This window comes from Paracoccus sp. MKU1 (assembly GCF_001447385.1).
GTDB lineage: Bacteria > Pseudomonadota > Alphaproteobacteria > Rhodobacterales > Rhodobacteraceae > Paracoccus.
Map to the genome: position 1 here is coordinate 21,646 of NZ_LLWQ01000209.1, position 17,010 is coordinate 38,655.

Below are 17,010 nucleotides of genomic sequence, written 5' to 3' on the forward strand. Positions count from 1 at the left end.
GTCTTCTTACCATTCATTGGACGAGCCCATCCATGGAACGCGTTTCGGCCCCTCCGCAAGAAACCCTGGTCGCGCGCCCGCGCCATGCCGCCAACCTTGTCGGCGCCTTGTGGATGGTGGCGGCGATGGCGGGATTCACCTTCGAGGATGCCCTGATCAAGGGCGCGTCCTCCACCATCCCGATCGCTCAGATCCTCGTCACCTTCGGGGCAGGCGGCGCGCTGGTCTTTGCCGGCCTGGCCCGATGGGCAGGCGAAAGCCTTTTCACGCCCGAGGTGCAGTCGTTCCCGATGCGCCTGCGGGTGGTGTTCGAGATCGCGGGCAGGCTGTTCTATGTTCTCGCGCTGGCGCTGATACCGCTTTCGGCAGCCACCGTCATTCTCCAGGCGACGCCGGTCGTGGTGGTGGCCGCCGCCGCCCTGGTCTTCGGCGAGCGGGTCGGGTGGCGCCGGTGGAGCGCCATCCTGCTGGGCATGGCGGGCGTGCTGGTGATCATCAGGCCGGGAACGGACAGCTTCTCCATGCTCTCGCTCCTCGCCGTCGCGGGCATGCTGGGATTTGCCGGACGAGACCTTGCCAGCCGGGCGGCCCCCGCGACGCTGGGGACCAATGTCCTTGGCTTCTACGGGTTTCTGGCGGTGGCGATGGCCGGCATGATCGTTTCCTTCTGGTCGGATGCAGCGTTCGTCCTTCCTGAAAATCGGGCTTGCCTGTTTCTGGCGGGCGCGGTGCTTTGTGGTGTCTGCGCCTATGCCTGCCTGATGAAGGCGATGCGCACGGGCGAGGTATCTGCCGTCACGCCCTTCAGGTATGTGCGGCTGATCTTTGGCGTCGCGCTGGGCGTCCTTCTGTTCGGAGAGCGCCTCACCGCCCCGATGCTTCTCGGTTCGGCCATGATCGTCCTGTCCGGGCTGTTCATCATGTGGCGAAGCGCGTCCAAAGGGGCTTAGATTGCCGGAAGCACCGCATCGAGCATGAACGTCGGTTCGACGAACGGGCCCCAATGCGGTGCCTGGATGCCGCGTTGGTGCCAGGGGCCGCCGGAAATGAGGGCGCTTTCGCTTGACGGGCGGGGCAGGCCGCGTTTCCCTGCCGCACCGCGGCACAGGAGGCAGGAATGGAACAGAGACGGCTCGGCGACTGCAACGTCGGCGCCATCGGTTTCGGCACGATGAGCTTTGGCGGCATGTTCGGCGCAACGGACGAGGCGACTTCGCTGGCCTGCCTCGACGCGGCGATGGATGCCGGCATCAGCCATTTCGACACGGCCAATATCTACGGCATGGGCGTATCGGAACAGATCATCGGTCGCTGGGGGCGTCGCGACCTGCATCTGGCCACGAAATGCGGCATCGTCAACGGGCCGCCGCGTGCGGTGCGCAATGACGAGCCCTATATCCGCCAATGCCTCGAGGAATCGCTGCGCCGGCTGAAACGCGAGCACGTGGAGCTTTACTACATCCACCGCCGCCAGCCCGACATCCCTGTCGAGGACCTGGCCGGGACGATGTCGAAGCTGGTGCAGGAGGGAAAGATCGGCGGCTATGGCCTGTCCGAGATTGCACCATCGACCTTGCGCCGCGCCCATGCCGAATATCCCGTGACCGCGGTTCAAAGCGAATTCTCCCTCTGGACGCGGCTGCCCCAGCTGGGCCTGATCCAGGCTTGCCGCGAGCTTGGCGTCGCCTTCGTCGCCTTTTCTCCGCTGGGCCGGGGGATGTTCGGACGCGAACCGCTGAAACGGGATTTCCGGGCCGGCATCGATTTTCGCGAAACCAACCCGCGTTTCACCGAGCCGAACTTCTCGGCAAACCTCGCCGCCATTGCGCCCTTCCGCGATCTCTGTGCCCAGCGGGGCTGGACGGTCCCTGGCGCGGCGCTGGCATGGGTTCTGGCGCAGGGGGATCACATCGTTCCGATCCCGGCAACCCGGACGGCGGATCACCTTCGCGACTGGCAGGTTCCGGATCTTGCCGCTGCGGATATTGCGGCAATCGAGCGCATCCTGCCTGCGGGGTTTGCCCATGGCGACCGCTATGGCGATCATCAGATGGCTTTCGTCGAGCGCTATTGCTGAGCTCGGCGCTGGCCCGTTTTTCGCTGTGCGCTGGCCTGGCCTGTGTTTCGGCCTGCGGGTGAGGCTGACCGAGTCCCGCGATGCACCCGCGACGCAATTGCCGGCGAATATCGGCCTTTCGATCTCCGAGATGATTCCCGGGGCGGTCTGGCTGGTCGCGAACGATGCCTCGGGCCATCTGCATTATCCGGCGGGCCTGGATGCGGGGGGTGCTGGCAGGGGCCAGTTGAGCGGGAAGCAGAGGGGCCGTCAGCCCCATTGCGCCTGCCGCGCCATCTCTCGCGCCATCGCGAGGAAGGCGGTGAACCCCGCCGAGGGGTTTCTGCGGCCGGGATAATACAGGCAGAAGCCGGGGCGCGGCGGGGTCCAGTCCTCCAGCAGGCGGATCAGGCGTCCGGCGGCGATGTCCTCGGCCACGTTCTGCTCGATGAAGAAGCCGATGCCCGCGCCCTCCAGCACGGCAGCGCGGGCGATGGCCGCCTCGTCCAGGATCATGCGGCCGCGGACGTCGATCTGCACCACCTCGCCCTGCCGCTCGAAATACCAACGAAAGAGCCTTCCGTCGGGCAGCCGGACCCGGATGCAATCATACGCCAGCAGATCGGCCGGGACCAGCGGCCCGGGCCGGTCCGCCAGCCAGGCCGGAGTCGCGACGACCGCATAACGCTGCGGCTTGCCGAGCGGCAGGGCGATCATGTCGCTGGGCACCAGGTCGGCGGTGCGAATGCCCAGGTCGAACCCCTCGGCCACGATGTCGACCAGCCGCTCCTCGGTTACCAGATCGACCTGCATCCGGGGATGACGGCGCAGGAACTCCAGCACCAGGGGCGAGATGATCTCTCGCCCCGCTACCGCCGAGGCGTTGATGCGCAGCATCCCCGAGGGCGTCTGGCCCTGCGCGCGGACACTGTCCATCGCCCCGCGGATCTTGGCCAGCGCCGGCGAGACGCTTGCGATGAACTGCCGCCCGGCATCGCTCAGCGATACGCTGCGGGTGGTCCGGTTGAACAGCCGCACGCCGAGGCCCGCCTCCAGCCGGGCGATGGCGGGCGGCCGCATCACCGATCTGAAGATCCGCTGATGACCGGCTTTCTGACCCTGCAGGGCAAGCGCGCCCGGCAAGCGGATCATCATGGAAGCGCTTGGCGGCATCCCCCTCGGCCGGCCCGCGGAACCGGCTGAGGGGCCCCGCCTCATCGCTTTTCTCGCCTCGGATCGCGCAGCCTCTATCACGGGCACGAAACATGTGATCGACGGAGGAACCGTGCCGACCGCGTGAGGCGCCCACCGGGCCAGCCACCCCTGAGCCGGGGCCAGCGGTGGTGGCCTGCGGCTTTGATCGCCGTCCTCATGCCGCGGCTTCCGGGCCGGCGGCGGGCAACCGGGCTGCGGAAACCGACTATTTGCAGGCCGCTTGATCGTTCAGCGCGATCATCCTGCGATGGACGCGCAAACGCGATTCCCGCAGGCTCTTGCGGATCCTTGCGCGAGGGTCGCGTGCGTCGATCACGGCCTGCACCTCGGTGAGGGAGGGGTCGACAGGCGTGCCAGGGCTGGTGCGGCCGCCCATCCGACCGTTGGGCGCGGCTCCCAGGCGGCGCTGAGCGAGCAGGGCCGCGCCGTTCTCACCAACGCCATCGCCCGCGCGAAACAGGTGAGCGATGCGCTTTGCGAGTGCTTCGGCGACGAGGTGATCGCGATGGGGTGGAGCGCTGGCTCGGGGCGGTCGGGCAGCGCCATGCGCCGTGATCGCGGAACGCAGGGGGCGACGGTCCTGCCGCCTTTCGATCAGATGAGGTTGCGTTCGGCAGCCGTAGCAGCATCGCCGGTATTGGGCGTGCCGGTCGGCTCGATCAGCAACAGATGGGCTTCCTTGCGGGCAACCGGGCAATGCTCGACGCCCTTCGGGACGACGAACATCTCGCCGGCCTTCAGCGACACCACCCGGTCCCGCAGCCGGATCTCGATCTCGCCTTGCAGGACAAGGAAGAAATCGTCCGTGTCGGGATAGGAATGCCACCTGAACTCTCCCTCGACCTTGACGACCGTCACGTCATGGCCGTTGAACGTCGCCACGGTCCGGGGCGACCATTTTTGGTCGAAGCTTGCCAGTTTCTCCGCCAGGTTTATCGCGTCGCTCATCAGCTCTCTCCGTTTGTCGCCATCATGCCATGCCTTCCTGCGCGTTATAGCGGCGCTTGGCCGCCTCGACGTTTTCCAGTTCGCGCCCGATCCAGCCGGTCAGCCCGTCCATGATGCCCAGCAACCCCTCGCCCAGGCCGGTCAGGGCATAACTGACCTTTGGCGGGACGCTCGGCTCGACATGGCGGGTGATCAGCCCGTGACGGCACAGCTTCTTCAGCACCTCGGACAGCACGCGCTCGCTGGTGCCCTCGACCGCGTTGCGGACCTCGTAGAAGCGCTGGGGGCCGTCCCGCGGCGACCAGAGGATCAGCAGCGGCCCGCGGCTGGTGATCAGTTCGAACAGGTCCCGGCCCGGGCAGAACAGCATAGCCAAGCCTGCGGGATTCTGCCCGACCAGCATGATCCGGTGCTCTCTTCGGGGCCACCACCACAGCGTGATCGCATTCGGTGGGACGGAGCGGTCGCCGAAGCCCAGGGCCGCGTTCGGCCTGCACGGGATAACCGTCCGCATCCGATCATGCGCGACCTGACGACGGCTCAAGCCTGCCGAAGCCATCGTATTTCCGAATAGGCGGCGAGGTTTTCGGCCAGATGGTCGAACAGCAACCGCATCCGGCGCGTGTCGCGCAGGTCTTCGTGCATGGCGATCCACATCTCATAGCCGAACTCCACCATATCCGGCAGCACCCGCACCAGATCCGGCTCATTGGCCGCAAGTCCAAGGTGGCAGGCGCCGATGCCGCAGCCGGCCTTCACGGCCATTAGCTGTGCCACGGCGCTGTCGCAGCGAAAGGCGAAGCTCTCGCGCGACAGCGGGTGGCCGCCGAACGATATGTCGGCGACAAGGCCTTCTTCCTGATCGATGCCGATCAACGGGTAGGAGAACAGCTCTGCGGCCGTCTCTGGCAAGCCGTGGGCGGCGACATAGCGGCGATGGGCGAACAGGCCGACCCGCACGAACCCGACATGGCGCGCAACGATGGCCTGCTGTTCGGGGCGAACCATGCGCACCGCGGTGTCGGCCTCGCGGCGGAGAAGGTTCTCGTTGCGGGTCGACAGCGTCAGTTCGATGTCGATCCCGGGGTGGCCCTCGTGGAAGGCGGCCAGGATCGGCGGCAGCACGAAGGTTCCGACTATATCGACCGCCGCCAGCCGGACGGTGCCGCGCAACTCATCCCGCTCGCCCGAGGCCGTGCGGAGCAGGTCGTCCGCGATCATGGCCATGTCCTTTGCCTGCGGCACCAGCGACAGTGCCAGTGGGGTCGGATCCAGTCCGCCCCGCGAACGGGTGAAGAGCCTTGCCCCGATCCCGTCCTCGAGCGCGTCGACATGACGGCCCACCGTCGGTTGGGTCAGCCTCAGGGCTCTGGCCGCCCCCGACAGGCTGCCTTCCTCGACCACGGCGAGAAAGCTGCGCCATGATCCCAGCTATCGACACGACCAGACATACGATTTTGTATATCGTCCCTACGCCATTCGTCAATTTTCGTTCCTCCTTGCGCGGCCTATGTCTTGTCCACGGACAGGGTCAATGCGGAGGGACGCCATGAACATCCTGCTTGCAGCCGGCCGGTGGCCGCCATTCTGGTGGCGGCGTTCGCGTTCGCTCCGCGGCAGGAGGTGGTCACGGAGGTCGGGATCGACGCCACGCCCGCGCAGCTGTGGGCGCTGCTGGGTGATCCGGGCAGCTATCGCGACTGGAATCCCTTCATCGTGTCGGTGGAGGGCGCATTGGCCGAGGGCGAAACGCTCGTCAACAGGATGCGGCCCGGAACCGGCAACCAGATCACCTTCAAGCGGTTGTGCTGAAGGTCGAGCCGGCAAGGGAGTTGCGCTGGCTTGGCCGCCTGTTCCTGCCGCACGCCCTCGACGGCGAGCATTACTTCATCCTCGACGAGCGCCAGGGCAGCACCTATCTGATCCATGGCGAGGGGTTTCATGGCGTGCTGCTGGGGTTCATCGACGCGAAGCGGTTCGGTGCCGATTTCGAAAGGATGAACGCGGCGCTGAAAGCCAGGGTGGAGGCGGGACAATCGCCCCGGGAAAGGAGCGGTGATGCGCAATAGGAAAATCGGCATCGGAATCGCGGTCGGCCCGGCTGATCGCCGCCTTCGACAGCATGCCGTCGCAATTGCAGCAGGCCGCGCGCTATATCCTGGAACATCCCGACGAGGTGGCTCTGGTTTCGATGCGGCAGCTGGCCCGCAACGCGGAGGTGCAACCTTCGACCATGACTCGGCTGGCCAAGTTCCTGGGCCTGGACGGTTATGACGACATCCGCACCCATCATGCCCGCGCCATCCGCCAGCGTATCGACGGCTTTGCCGCGCAGCAGGAACGCGCCAGCGCCAGCGGCGAAGGGCTGGCCGTGCAGATGCTGCAAAGCCTGTCGGTGCAGATTGCGCGCCTGACCGAGCCCGGTGCTATCGCCCGGCTTGAAGCCGCTGTCGCGCGCCTGGGCCAGGCGCGCCGGATTTACGTTCTGGGACTGCGCTCGTGCCACCTGGTCGCCTGGCATTTCCACTATGTCATGACTCTGCTGGGCGAACGCAGCGTGCATCTGGACGGGCCGGCGGGCACAGTCGGCGACGGACTGATGGGCGCCGGGACCCAGGACGTGCTGCTGGCGGTGTCGATCACCCCCTATGCGCGGCATTCGCTGGAACTGGCGCATATGGCGCGCGACAAGGGGCTGGCCGTGGTGGCGATCACCGACAGCGAAGTCTCGCCTCTGGTCGCCATCGCCGACGAGGTGATCCTTTGTCCAACCGAAAGCCCGACCTTCTTTCACACGCTGGCCCCGGCACTGGCTGTGTCCGAGGTGCTTTGCGGTTTACTGGCCAATCGCGACCGCGACGGCGCGCTGGCCGCGTTGCAGAACGCCGACCGCCACCTGCTGGAGCTCAATACCTATTATACCGCCCCCAAGCGCCGCTTGCCGCCCAGGGGTTCGAAGAATGGCGAGACCGACAAAGCAGATCGCGAGGGATAACGGCTGCGGCACAGGGCGAGCCAGCGCCAGCAGGGCGGGGGGCATTGTCGCAAAGCTGGGGTCGGGGCCGGGAATGCCATCCCAACGCCGCCTCTCGACGTTTCAAGTGAGGTGTCTCTGAAGCACTTGCAACAGTGAGGCCATGGTAGCTCTTATCGCGTCGGGAGTGAATCCGCCGAATCCCAGCATGGAACTATCCGGCGACGTCAGGCTGTTGGAACGCGGGCGGCGCGGCGTGACGCTGACCGAGGCCGGTGAGGCGCTGGCCCATCATGCGCGGCTGATCTGCCGCCAGATGGCCATGTGGCGCGGGGAGCTTGGCGAATATGCCAAGGGGCTGCGCTCGACCCTGCGGGTGACGAACACGCTCCCATGGCCGAACCCATGGCCGAATTGCTGCCGCTGCGGCTTGCCGACTGGAGGGCCGCCAATCCGTGCATCGATCTCGACCTGAAGGAACGCCAGAGCATCGAGATCGCGCGCAACGTGGCGGCGGGCTTTGACGATCTTGGCATTCTCTCGGCGGCGGAGCGGGACAGGCTGGAGCTGCATCCCTTTGCCAAGGACCGGCTGGTCGTCGTCGCGGCGCATCAGGACGATCTGGCCCGGATGTCTGGCTTTGATCCCGATGGAACTCTCGAATCTGTTCGACCGCCCGCCGGGCACTCAGGCTTGCCGGCAGGAACCTCAACCTATGACAAGAAAATTTATACAATGGATTAACCATTGACAAAAATTCTGATCGATGGCGTCATGAACCTGTCTGTAGACAGGGAGGAGACACGTTGAAACGAAAGCTCTTATTGTCCGGCTGCACATTTGCGATCGGGATGCTTCTTGCCGTGCAAGCAATGGCGGCTGAGCCTATTCGCATTTGCTCTGTGGATGATCGAAGCGGCGCTGCAGCCGATACCGGAAACGAAAGCTTCCGGGGGCTGCTGTTGGCCGTGGACGAGGCAAACGCTGCCGGAGGCGTCGCCGGTCACCCAATTGAAATCATAGAATATGACGGAAAGACCGATCCGCAACTGACAGCCAGCTTTGCCGCGCGCTGCGCCGAGGATGACGGTGCGCTGATGATCCACGGTGGAAATGTCGCCGCAGCCGCCGCGGCAATCACGCCGGTCGCGAACGAATATGGCATCCCGTATTTCATGATGTCTGCGGGAACCAACAATCTCACGGACAATCCGGCTCCCTATTTGTTCCGGTTCGGACCACGCAACGCCCAGGACGCCGCTGCATATGTCGAACTGCTGGCGGAGCAGGGGTTCAAGCGGGTTGCGATCATCCATGTTTCCCTTCCGTTCGGAATGGACAGCGCCCGTGACGCCCAAGAACTGATGACAGCAAAAGGCATTAAGATCGTCGCGCAGGAATCGTACGATCCCGCAGCCGCAGACCTGTCGCCCCAGGTGCTCAATGTGCGCGACGCAGATCCAGAGGTGATCGTGCTTTTCCCCTATCCGGCGGATGGGGGGCGGTTGCTGCGGACGATCAGGCAGCTTGGTGTCGACCTTCCCATCGTCGTCACGCGTAGTGGTCTGCTCAAGACACTGCGGGACATTGCGGGCAGCGCAGCTGATGGGATGATCATTCCGAATACAGTTGACACCGACCGTCCCGATGTACAGGCGTTCTTCGATGCCTATACAAAGAAGTTCGGCGAGAAGACGCAGCCCACCCTCTATCCCATTATCGGCTATGACGGTGCGAAGCTCGCTCTTGAGGTCGCTGCACGGCCAGAGGTGCTGACGGCGATCGATGCCGGGGATATCGAGGCTGCCAGGACAGCTTTCCGCGACGGGGTTCTCGCCATGGGAACCTGGCAGGGGCTGCAGGGGAATGAGGATGCCGCCTATCGTTTTGCTGACGATCAGCGCCATGGATCGCCCGATTCGGGCTGGTTCACCTTTATCACCGTTGCGAATGGTGGAAAGGATCTGGTGAAACCGGACCTGACTTCGTTCCATCCGTAACGACGAAAGGAAAGCCCGGCGTTTGCACGCCGGGCCTATCTATGTTCTGGAATCGATTTCCCCGGCGTCGAGCGCGCAGATCAGACCGAAGACCGCGGCGAGATAGCTGTATTGTCGCAAGCCCATCACGACTGCCGTAGCGAGGGGGGTCGTCTGTCCTCCCTGCCAGCCAATCGCGGATATGTTCGAGAAATGCAGCTCGATGAGTGGTCGCCGTGCTTCCACGAGCGCGATCCTCAGAGGGGCACCGAAGCGCGTGAGCGCTGCCGGATTCACGAAGAAGCCATCGCAATCCGCGGCGGTTTCATAGACGAGCGCGACCAGATCGGCCTCGTGATAGGACGAATGGGCCTGGATGACGGTCCCCAGGCCTTCCGCGAAGCCGGAAACTGCGGATTGCAGGTCATTCAGCGAAGTGACCGAGCCATAGGTCCGCGGATCCCGTCCTCCGGTTCCGCCACCACGACCAAGGTTGGCCATATTCGGCCCGTCGATCAGGTAGAAGCGCCATTGGTGATGTCCGGGTCGAAAGCTACGCAGTGCGACGCCGAACTGGTATGCCCATGCGGGGTCTGGAACGGCTGGCCTGTTCATGTCAGTCGGAAGCTGTAGGGTGTACCCTGGCGCCGCACCGTCTCGGTGCTCGGTGCTTCGGGATGTAGGAAAGATTCGTCATCGAGTGCAAGGACAAGGGACAGGATCGCCGCCAGATAGGAATATTGCCTCAGGCCCATGATGCGGCCGATGACCGTTGCGCCGAACGTCGATTGCTCCCCTTGCGCCACCATGTTGTAGAAACACACCTCAACGACGGGCTTGCGGCTTTCGATCAGCGCATGCGGCCAACCCTGGCTGACGGTTGCCAGTCCGCCAGGGTCGACAACGTAGCCGTCTGTAAAGGCCGCTGTCGCGTAAACATGTTCGAGCAGTTCGCCCTCGCGGTTGGAGGCGAAGGTGTGCACGTCGACACCCAGCGACTCCCCGAATGCAACGACCATCTGTTGCAGATCCGCAAGTGACGCCATGTCGCCAAAAAGCCTCCGGTCACGCTTGCCGAGATGTGGCATGTTGGGGCCGTCCATAACTTCAATGTGCCATCGCCGGTCACTGCGGCGCAGAGCGCGGAGGTTGGCGGAAGCCTCCCCCGGGTAGGTTGTGACAGTTTGTGTCAAGGGAATCGTCCGGATTTGGTTTCGGTGAGTACCAATATCTGAGGCTCGCCTCGCGTTTCGGGCGCTCGCGGGCGGCCGGGCCTGAACTCTGCCTTTTGCGGTTGTGCCCCGCTACCCGGCTGCTGCGGTGTGGCAGTCCTTCCGACATGGTGATCTTTGGATACTCCGTTGCACACTAATTGTCAATGGTTAAACCTTTTGAGATCAAGCTCTCACTTTCGCGACATGCTTGCCGGTATGTCTTGCACAGATGTCGTCGGCATAGCTGGAAATTAATGGTTGATCCATTGACAAACACTTTCCGCCGCCGCATGATAGCGTCGATGGCGTGGGTTATCCGGGGCCGGATCGGGCTGACGGCCCACCCGGAAGGCCATCAACCCGTCGGATAGTGAAGGGAGGATTGGATGGCTGAGGTGCAGATGGTTGATGCCGATGAACGGCAGGCCCTGATTGCCGAACTTGAGAAGTATAATTTCCGGGTCAGCTCGCCTGACCGGCCGCTGTTCACCAAGGAGCCGAATTCCTCCATGGTGCCGGTCTTGTGGAAAGCGAAGGATATTGCCGAGCAGCTGGAACAGATCGGCTCGCGGCTAAAGCTTCAGGCGGGCGGTGTGCGCCGGACCTTGCAACTCAGCAATCCGGGCCTGCCCTATGGCACGACGCCAACCTTCTGGGTCTCTATCCAGTATATCCTGCCCGGTGAAATCGCCACGGCGCATCGCCACATGGCCTCGGCGCTACGCTTCATCATGCAGGGCGAAGGGGCCGATACCACCGTTGACGGCGAGATGTACCAGATCAACGAGGGCGATCTTGTGCTGACTCCGAACTGGACTTGGCACGATCATGAGCACAAGGGCAGCGAGCCCATGGTCTGGATCGACGTTCTGGACATCTCGCTGGTGCGGTCCTGCCATGCCGTCTTCTTCGAGGATTTCGAATCCGCACGGCAGACGCCCAATGTGATCCCGGATGAGTCTTATCGTCGTTACGGCAGCGGTCTGATGCGGCCGCCCCGCCGGCCCGGTCCGACGAAATACAGCCCGATGCTCGCCTATACCCGCGCCATGTCGGAAGAGGCGCTACGGCAGGCTGCTGGACTCGACCCCGACCCTTATGACGACGTGATCCTGGAATATCAGAACCCGCTGACCGGCGAGCCGGCATTACCGACCATCGGCACGCGGCTTCAGATGCTGCGCCCGGGCACGCATACGCGTGCGCATCGTCACACCGGTAGTGCGGTCTATTACGTGGTGCGGGGCGAGGGGGCGACGATCATCGACGGCCAGCGCTTCGACTGGGCCAAGGGCGATTTCCTGGCTCTGCCGCCCTGGGCCGTGCACGAGCATCTGAACACCGGGCTGAACGAAGCCGTGCTGTTCCAGGTGAACGACATCCCCGCCCTCGAAAAGCTCGGCTTCTATCGCGAGCAGCCGGCCTGACGCGGAAACTCGTCGCGGGCCTCGCCCGCAGTTATCAGGCGCGCTGCGCCTGCCACATTCAGGGAAGAAAAGTATGGACACTCCTGTTTTGATCGTCGGCGCTGGCCCGATTGGTTTGGCGCTGGCTGGGGATCTGGGCTTTCGCGGCACCGCCTGCACGCTGGTCGAGCGGAGCGACGGCCAGATCTTGCAACCGAAAATGGACATGATCGGCATCCGCACCATGGAATTCTGCCGTCGCTGGGGAATCGTGCCCTGGGTCGAAAGCGCGGGCTACAACCGCGCTTATCCGCAGGACTGCGCCTGGGTGACGTCGCTGACTGGACATGAATTCGGGCGCGAGGTGTTTCCGGCCCCGCAGGACGAGAAATGCCCGCCGCAAAGCCCGCAGAAGCGCGAACGCTGCCCGCAGAATTTCTTCGACCCGGTGCTGCGGCGCTTTGCCGGCCAATATCCGCATGTCTCGCTGCGCTACCGCACCGAGCTGGTCGGCTTTGTCGAGGACGAGGACGGCGTTCTCAGCACGCTGCGCGATCTGGAAAGCGGCGAGACCTTCGAGATCCGCTCGCAATACCTGGTCGGCACCGACGGTGGCGCCAGCAGCGTGCGGCAGGCGCTGGGCATCGCCATGGCGGGTGAGCCGACCCTGACCTATACGACCAATGTGGTGTTCCGCACCAAAGATCTCGAGGGGGTTCACGATCTGCGTCCGGCCTATCGCTATATCTTCATCGGGCCCGAGGGCACTTGGGCCACGCTCGTCGCCATCAACGGTCGTGATCAGTGGCGCTTCTCGCTGGTGGGTGACGACACGATGCAGACCCATTCCGAGGAGGTGATGCGGGCTGCCATCATCCGGGCGGTCGGCAAGGAGTTCGATTTCGAGATCCTTTCCTTGCTGCCCTGGGTCCGCCGCCAGCTGGTCGCGGACAGCTATGGCACCAAGCGGGTTTTCCTGGCCGGGGACGCGGCGCACCTGACCTCGCCCACCGGCGGTTTCGGGATGAACACCGGCATCCAGGACGCGGTGAATCTGTCATGGAAGCTTGCCGCTACGCTGGAGGGCTGGGGCGGGCCGAACCTGTTGGGCTCCTACGAGAGCGAGATGCGGCCGGTGGCGATCCGCAATGTGTCCGAGGCGACCGGCAACCTGAAGCGGATGCTGTCGCCGCGGGTGGTCTCCCCGGGGCCCGAGATGTTCGCCGACACCCCCGAAGCGGAACAGAAGCGCCGCGAGTTCGGCGAGGCCTATACCGAGCTGATGAAGCGGGAATGGTTCTCGATCGGCATCCATCTTGGCTATGTGTTCGAGGGCTCGCCTATCGTCATTCCCGACGGCACGCCGCGTCCCGAGGACACCGTGCAGACCTATACCCCGACCGCGCGGCCCGGCTCGCGCGCCCCGCATGTCTGGCTTGAACCCGGCAGGTCGATTCTCGACCTGTTCGGCAAGGAATTCGTCCTGTTGCGCTTTGGCGAGGATGCGCCCTCGGGTGACGGGCTTGCCACCGAAGCGGCCGCGCGCGGGGTTCCGTTCCGGGTCGTCACCATCGACAACGCCGAAGCGGCGGTGCTTTACGAGCGCCGGCTCGTCCTGGTGCGGCCGGACGGCCAAGTGGTCTGGCGCGACGATAATGCCCCCGCGCGGCCGGGCGAGATCATCGATGCCGTGCGCGGCATAGCAGACGGTCAGGCTCTGGGTATCCGCAGCGCGGCCTGAGCGCGGCATCGGATCGGCCCCTTTCGGGCGCGGCAGGGAAACCCGCCGCGCCTTGTTTCTATCTGTCCGACCCGACCGGCGGCTTCCTGTCCAGGTGACGGTCGAAAAAGGCCAGGCTGCGCTGCCATGCCAGCGTGGCGGCCGGCTCGACATGGCTGGCCCGCTCGGTGCAGCCGAAGCCATGCCCGGCGTCATAGATGAAGACCTCGGCATCCGGGCGGGCGTCCCGCACCTTCAGGGCGTCCTCCAGCGGGATGGCGTGATCCTTGTCGCCATAGTGCAACTGCACGGGGCAGTTCAGCCGGGCGTCCAGATCGGCGGCGATTCCGGTGCCGTACCAGCCGACCGCGGCATCGAAAGCCGTGCTGCGCGAGGCGGCCTGCCAGCACAGCGTGCCGCCCATGCAAAAGCCGATGATTCCCTTGCGTCCAGGCAGCAGCGCCGCCGCCGCCAGAATGTCGTCGAGCGCCAAGGCCTCGTCCAGCTGACGCCGGATTGCCATGCCCTCCTGCGCCTCCTCGCGGCTGTAGCCGCGCTCGTAGCCACGGCTGACGCGGTCGAAAAGGGCAGGGGCCATGACGCGGTAGCCCAGATCAGCCAGCTTGTGGCACACCGAGCGGATGTAGTGATTCACGCCGAAAATTTCCTGTACCACGACCAGCGAGCGGGTGGCTGCGGGCGGACCGGCGCTCCAGGCCGAAAGGACATGGCCATCGCTTGCGGTGACGTCGATAAAGCCGGGGGTTTTGTTCATAGGGCACCTTTCCGAAAGTCCTGTCTATTTCTGCTTGACTTCTATCCAGCAGTTGAGGATAAAAGTCAAAGGTTGAGCCAATGTGCCATTCGGTCAATGCCGGAGGCGAGAAAGAAGGAGGCGTCATGACCGGTGCTTTGGATGGAATCCGCGTGCTGGACTTCACGCAGATGATGAACGGTCCGATGGGGACCATGCTTCTTGCGGATTTCGGGGCGGACGTGATCAAGGTCGAGCCGCCGCAGGGCGACACGTTCCGCAAAACCGGCGAGACGTTCCTGGGTGACGACGCGGCCTACTTCCTGACGATGAACCGCAACAAGCGCAGCGTCGTCCTTGATCTGAACACCGAGGCCGGCAAGCGCGCCGCGCGCGAGCTGGCCAAGCATGTCGATATCGTCGCGGTGAATTTCCGCCCGGGCATCGCCGAAAAGCTGGGAATCACCTATGAGGAGCTCAGTGCAGAGAATCCCGGGCTGATCTATTGCCAGACCACCGCCTTCGGTGCCGAAGGCGACGACAGCACCCGTCCGGGGATGGACCCGGTGATCCAGGCGCTGTCGGGCCTGATGCAATTGACCGGCGACGAAAAGACCGGTCCGCTGAAGACCGGCATGCCCTATTGCGATTTGATTACACCCCTGCTTTCGACCATCGGCGTCATGGCCGCCCTGAACGCCCGGCAGAAGACCGGCAAGGGCCAGCGCATCGACCTTTCGATGATGGACGCCACCATCTACAGCATGATCCCGCGCGATTCCTATTATTTCTCGACGGGCGACACGCCGGCCCGCATGGGGAATGCGCATTGGCAGATCGTCCCCTACAACACCTATGAGACGTCCGACAAACGCCACATCATGATCATCGCCCATACCGACAAGTTCTGGCGGGCACTGGCGGGCGCGCTGGAGGCAGATGAGCTGCTGGCCGATGAGCGCCTTGCTACCAAAGAGGGCCGTCTGGCTCATCGTGAGATCGTCGATGCCGGCCTAGCGCGGGCCTTTGCCAAAAAGCCGATGGAACATTGGAACAAGGTGCTTCTGGAAGCCGGGACCATGTTCGCGCCGGTGGCGACCTTCGACGAGGTTTTCGCGGATCCGCGCATTCAGCGCGATCTTGTGGTCGAACTGGACCATCCGCGGGCGGGTCGCTTCAAACTGCTGGCCAATCCGTTGAAGCTTTCGGGAACGCCGCTGAAAAAGGTCTCGCGCCCGCCGGTCCTCGGGGAGCATACCGAAGAGGTTCTGGCCGAATTCGGCATCATGCTGAACAGGGAAGACGAGGCAGGCAGGCTTGAGGAGGCCTGACCGGCACCGGTAAGGACGTGGTGGCCCGGCTACGGAGCCGGCTTCGCGAGGTGATACGACCAGCTGCATCGATCGATGCAGCGACCCGCATAACTGGGCCTGGGTGGACAGGTTCCAAGGAGGAGAAAGCAATGTACCCGTCGTCCATTGACACGTCAGAGCGCTCCGTCGGTGAAGACGGGCTGCCGAACTTTCCGATGCAGCGTTGTCCCTTCGCGCCGCCAGCGGAATATGCCGAGATCCGCAAGAAGCCGGGGCTGAGCAAGGTCCGCATGCCGGACGGCGCCTGGGCCTGGATCGTCACCCGGCATGACGAGGTGAAGCAGGTCCTTGGCGACAACCGCTTTTCCACGGTGCCCTCGACGCCCAATTATCCGATGATCGCGCCGGCGCGCGCTTCGCTGCTGCGCAACGAACATCCGCCGACCCTGATCCGCATGGATCCGCCCGAACATACAAAGCATCGCCGGATGTTCTCGCGCGAGTTCATGGTGAAGACCATCGAGGCAATGAAGCCTTATCTGAACGATCTCGTCGATCGGCTTTTCGACGAGATGGAGGCCAAGGGCGGCAGCTGCGATTTTGCCGAGGTCTTCGCCTTGGCGCTGCCGACCACGGTGATCTCGCATATGCTGGGCGTGCCCTACGAAGATCAGGAGTATTTCCACGAACGGGCCTTGCAGAAGCTCGACCTGAAGGCCGATCCGGAAGTCCCGCTTCGGGCGGGGCGCGAAATGCGCGAGTATCTCGACGGGCTTATCACCCGCAAGCTCGAGGCGACCGAGCCGCAGGACGATCTTATCACCCGGATGCTGCACAACTACATGCTGCCGGGGCACATCACCCGCGAGGAGGCCCTGGCAACCGCCGAGCTTCTGCTGATGGGCGGGCACGAGACCACGGCGAACATGATCGCCCTTGGCTGCCTTTCGCTGCTGCTGCACCCCGACCAGAAGGACGACCTGGTGGCCGATCCGTCGCTGGTGGTGAACGCGGTAGAGGAGATGCTGCGTTTCCACACGATCGTGCATTACAACGGCCCGCGGGTGGCGCTGGAGGATGTCGAGGTCGGCGGGACCCTGATCCGCAAGGGCGATGGCGTCTTGGCGCTGATCAGCGCCGCGAACCGCGATCCGGGCGCCTTCGACGATCCCGACCGCTTCGACATTCGCCGCAAGGCGCTGCATCATGTGGCTTTCAGCTTCGGCTCGCATCAGTGCCTGGGCCAGGCGCTGGCCCGAGCCGAGTTGCAGATCGTGTTCAGCAAGCTGTTCCAGCGCTTCCCGAACCTGAAGCTCGCGGTCCCGGTCGAGGAGCTGGAATTCCGCTATGACGCTTTCGTCTACGGTATCGAAAAGCTGCCGGTCACCTGGTGACGAAGGGAAACGGCCATGGCGCCCCGGTGCCCGCGGC

The 17,010-nt window shown here is 64.2% G+C and carries 20 protein-coding genes; 13 read left to right on the top strand and 7 right to left on the bottom strand.

Annotated features, from left to right (window positions below; translation table 11 throughout):
* The first annotated feature begins 113 nt into the window (after nucleotides 1-113).
* Together AQY21_RS21560 and AQY21_RS21565 are read left to right on the top strand one after the other, a co-directional pair.
* A complete protein-coding gene (locus tag AQY21_RS21560; RefSeq protein ID WP_238986860.1) occupies nucleotides 114-950 on the top strand; it encodes a DMT family transporter in 837 nt (278 codons plus the stop codon).
* A 167-nt stretch (nucleotides 951-1,117) separates the two neighbouring features.
* Nucleotides 1,118-2,077, top strand: a complete 960-nt coding sequence (locus AQY21_RS21565) for an aldo/keto reductase (RefSeq protein WP_058099647.1) — start codon at nucleotides 1,118-1,120, stop codon at nucleotides 2,075-2,077.
* Nucleotides 2,078-2,326: 249 nt separating this feature from the next.
* Here the strand turns inward: AQY21_RS21565 and AQY21_RS21570 are convergent, their stop codons facing one another.
* Nucleotides 2,327-3,136 (bottom strand): LysR substrate-binding domain-containing protein, encoded by an 810-nt coding sequence (locus AQY21_RS21570; RefSeq protein ID WP_203416625.1) that lies wholly within the window; start codon nucleotides 3,134-3,136, stop codon nucleotides 2,327-2,329.
* A gap of 73 nt (nucleotides 3,137-3,209) precedes the next feature.
* Between AQY21_RS21570 and AQY21_RS28110 the strand changes: the two genes are divergently transcribed.
* Nucleotides 3,210-3,356 carry an SDR family oxidoreductase gene (locus tag AQY21_RS28110; RefSeq protein WP_238986861.1) on the top strand — a complete coding sequence of 49 codons (147 nt, stop codon included), beginning with the start codon at nucleotides 3,210-3,212 and terminating at the stop codon, nucleotides 3,354-3,356.
* A gap of 509 nt (nucleotides 3,357-3,865) precedes the next feature.
* Here AQY21_RS28110 and AQY21_RS21575 read toward each other — a convergent pair.
* The 3 genes from AQY21_RS21575 to AQY21_RS21585 form a co-directional block, all read right to left on the bottom strand.
* On the bottom strand, nucleotides 3,866-4,219 hold the full coding sequence (locus tag AQY21_RS21575; RefSeq protein WP_058099648.1) for a cupin domain-containing protein: 354 nt from the start codon (nucleotides 4,217-4,219) through the stop codon (nucleotides 3,866-3,868).
* 22 nt (nucleotides 4,220-4,241) lie between these two features.
* Nucleotides 4,242-4,622, bottom strand: coding sequence for a helix-turn-helix domain-containing protein (locus tag AQY21_RS21580; protein WP_058099649.1), 381 nt, complete (start codon nucleotides 4,620-4,622; stop codon nucleotides 4,242-4,244).
* 137 nt (nucleotides 4,623-4,759) lie between these two features.
* Complete coding sequence (locus AQY21_RS21585; protein WP_203416613.1) at nucleotides 4,760-5,623, bottom strand: LysR family transcriptional regulator; 864 nt, start codon at nucleotides 5,621-5,623, stop codon at nucleotides 4,760-4,762.
* Nucleotides 5,624-5,794: 171 nt separating this feature from the next.
* Here AQY21_RS21585 and AQY21_RS21590 point away from each other — a divergent pair, with 171 nt between their 5' ends.
* The 6 genes from AQY21_RS21590 to AQY21_RS21610 all read left to right on the top strand — a co-directional run bounded on the left by AQY21_RS21590 (nucleotide 5,795) and on the right by AQY21_RS21610 (nucleotide 9,193).
* Nucleotides 5,795-6,031, top strand: a complete 237-nt coding sequence (locus tag AQY21_RS21590) for an SRPBCC family protein (RefSeq protein ID WP_058099651.1) — start codon at nucleotides 5,795-5,797, stop codon at nucleotides 6,029-6,031.
* Between the two features lie 20 nt (nucleotides 6,032-6,051).
* Nucleotides 6,052-6,288, top strand: coding sequence for a hypothetical protein (locus AQY21_RS21595; RefSeq protein WP_152988315.1), 237 nt, complete (start codon nucleotides 6,052-6,054; stop codon nucleotides 6,286-6,288).
* Between the two features lie 53 nt (nucleotides 6,289-6,341).
* Nucleotides 6,342-7,214: a MurR/RpiR family transcriptional regulator gene (locus AQY21_RS21600; protein ID WP_058099653.1), complete on the top strand. Its 873-nt coding sequence runs from the start codon at nucleotides 6,342-6,344 to the stop codon at nucleotides 7,212-7,214.
* 187 nt (nucleotides 7,215-7,401) lie between these two features.
* On the top strand, nucleotides 7,402-7,668 hold the full coding sequence (locus tag AQY21_RS29435; protein WP_203416615.1) for a LysR family transcriptional regulator: 267 nt from the start codon (nucleotides 7,402-7,404) through the stop codon (nucleotides 7,666-7,668).
* Complete coding sequence (locus AQY21_RS29440; RefSeq protein ID WP_203416617.1) at nucleotides 7,599-7,937, top strand: LysR substrate-binding domain-containing protein; 339 nt, start codon at nucleotides 7,599-7,601, stop codon at nucleotides 7,935-7,937. The genes AQY21_RS29435 and AQY21_RS29440 overlap by 70 nt, the downstream gene beginning before the upstream one ends.
* A 62-nt stretch (nucleotides 7,938-7,999) precedes the next feature.
* The gene (locus AQY21_RS21610) at nucleotides 8,000-9,193 is read left to right on the top strand and encodes an ABC transporter substrate-binding protein (RefSeq protein ID WP_238986862.1); all 1,194 of its coding nucleotides are present in this window, start codon (nucleotides 8,000-8,002) and stop codon (nucleotides 9,191-9,193) included.
* A 39-nt stretch (nucleotides 9,194-9,232) separates the two neighbouring features.
* On the opposite strand, the gene AQY21_RS21615 is transcribed toward AQY21_RS21610, so the two are convergent.
* Nucleotides 9,233-9,787 carry a type II 3-dehydroquinate dehydratase gene (locus AQY21_RS21615; protein ID WP_082658223.1) on the bottom strand — a complete coding sequence of 185 codons (555 nt, stop codon included), beginning with the start codon at nucleotides 9,785-9,787 and terminating at the stop codon, nucleotides 9,233-9,235.
* Entirely contained in the window at nucleotides 9,784-10,275 is a 492-nt protein-coding gene (locus tag AQY21_RS21620; protein ID WP_058099657.1) for a type II 3-dehydroquinate dehydratase, read from the bottom strand. The genes AQY21_RS21615 and AQY21_RS21620 overlap by 4 nt, the downstream gene beginning before the upstream one ends.
* 497 nt (nucleotides 10,276-10,772) lie before the next feature.
* Here AQY21_RS21620 and AQY21_RS21625 point away from each other — a divergent pair, with 497 nt between their 5' ends.
* Together AQY21_RS21625 and AQY21_RS21630 are read left to right on the top strand one after the other, a co-directional pair.
* Nucleotides 10,773-11,813, top strand: coding sequence for a cupin domain-containing protein (locus AQY21_RS21625; protein ID WP_058099658.1), 1,041 nt, complete (start codon nucleotides 10,773-10,775; stop codon nucleotides 11,811-11,813).
* Between the two features lie 73 nt (nucleotides 11,814-11,886).
* Nucleotides 11,887-13,533 (top strand): FAD-dependent oxidoreductase, encoded by a 1,647-nt coding sequence (locus AQY21_RS21630; RefSeq protein WP_058099659.1) that lies wholly within the window; start codon nucleotides 11,887-11,889, stop codon nucleotides 13,531-13,533.
* Between the two features lie 58 nt (nucleotides 13,534-13,591).
* On the opposite strand, the gene AQY21_RS21635 is transcribed toward AQY21_RS21630, so the two are convergent.
* Nucleotides 13,592-14,287, bottom strand: coding sequence for a dienelactone hydrolase family protein (locus AQY21_RS21635; RefSeq protein WP_058099660.1), 696 nt, complete (start codon nucleotides 14,285-14,287; stop codon nucleotides 13,592-13,594).
* A 125-nt stretch (nucleotides 14,288-14,412) separates the two neighbouring features.
* Between AQY21_RS21635 and AQY21_RS21640 the strand changes: the two genes are divergently transcribed.
* Both AQY21_RS21640 and AQY21_RS21645 read left to right on the top strand, forming a co-directional pair.
* On the top strand, nucleotides 14,413-15,597 hold the full coding sequence (locus tag AQY21_RS21640) for a CaiB/BaiF CoA-transferase family protein (RefSeq protein ID WP_058099704.1): 1,185 nt from the start codon (nucleotides 14,413-14,415) through the stop codon (nucleotides 15,595-15,597).
* Nucleotides 15,598-15,728: 131 nt separating this feature from the next.
* Nucleotides 15,729-16,973: a cytochrome P450 gene (locus AQY21_RS21645; protein ID WP_238986863.1), complete on the top strand. Its 1,245-nt coding sequence runs from the start codon at nucleotides 15,729-15,731 to the stop codon at nucleotides 16,971-16,973.
* Nucleotides 16,974-17,010: the final 37 nt, after the last annotated feature.

Excerpts from the sequence above, each read along its gene's own strand:
- AQY21_RS21560 (WP_238986860.1), top strand. The coding sequence starts at position 114 with ATGGTGGCGGCGATGGCGGGATTCACCTTCGAGGATGCCCTGATCAAG.
- AQY21_RS21565 (WP_058099647.1), top strand. The coding sequence starts at position 1,118 with ATGGAACAGAGACGGCTCGGCGACTGCAACGTCGGCGCCATCGGTTTC.
- AQY21_RS21570 (WP_203416625.1), bottom strand. The coding sequence starts at position 3,136 with ATGCGGCCGCCCGCCATCGCCCGGCTGGAGGCGGGCCTCGGCGTGCGG.
- AQY21_RS28110 (WP_238986861.1), top strand. The coding sequence starts at position 3,210 with ATGGAAGCGCTTGGCGGCATCCCCCTCGGCCGGCCCGCGGAACCGGCT.
- AQY21_RS21575 (WP_058099648.1), bottom strand. The coding sequence starts at position 4,219 with ATGAGCGACGCGATAAACCTGGCGGAGAAACTGGCAAGCTTCGACCAA.
- AQY21_RS21580 (WP_058099649.1), bottom strand. The coding sequence starts at position 4,622 with ATGCTGGTCGGGCAGAATCCCGCAGGCTTGGCTATGCTGTTCTGCCCG.
- AQY21_RS21600 (WP_058099653.1), top strand. The coding sequence starts at position 6,342 with ATGCCGTCGCAATTGCAGCAGGCCGCGCGCTATATCCTGGAACATCCC.
- AQY21_RS29435 (WP_203416615.1), top strand. The coding sequence starts at position 7,402 with ATGGAACTATCCGGCGACGTCAGGCTGTTGGAACGCGGGCGGCGCGGC.
- AQY21_RS29440 (WP_203416617.1), top strand. The coding sequence starts at position 7,599 with ATGGCCGAATTGCTGCCGCTGCGGCTTGCCGACTGGAGGGCCGCCAAT.
- AQY21_RS21615 (WP_082658223.1), bottom strand. The coding sequence starts at position 9,787 with ATGAACAGGCCAGCCGTTCCAGACCCCGCATGGGCATACCAGTTCGGC.
- AQY21_RS21620 (WP_058099657.1), bottom strand. The coding sequence starts at position 10,275 with ATGGACGGCCCCAACATGCCACATCTCGGCAAGCGTGACCGGAGGCTT.
- AQY21_RS21625 (WP_058099658.1), top strand. The coding sequence starts at position 10,773 with ATGGCTGAGGTGCAGATGGTTGATGCCGATGAACGGCAGGCCCTGATT.
- AQY21_RS21630 (WP_058099659.1), top strand. The coding sequence starts at position 11,887 with ATGGACACTCCTGTTTTGATCGTCGGCGCTGGCCCGATTGGTTTGGCG.
- AQY21_RS21635 (WP_058099660.1), bottom strand. The coding sequence starts at position 14,287 with ATGAACAAAACCCCCGGCTTTATCGACGTCACCGCAAGCGATGGCCAT.
- AQY21_RS21640 (WP_058099704.1), top strand. The coding sequence starts at position 14,413 with ATGACCGGTGCTTTGGATGGAATCCGCGTGCTGGACTTCACGCAGATG.
- AQY21_RS21645 (WP_238986863.1), top strand. The coding sequence starts at position 15,729 with ATGTACCCGTCGTCCATTGACACGTCAGAGCGCTCCGTCGGTGAAGAC.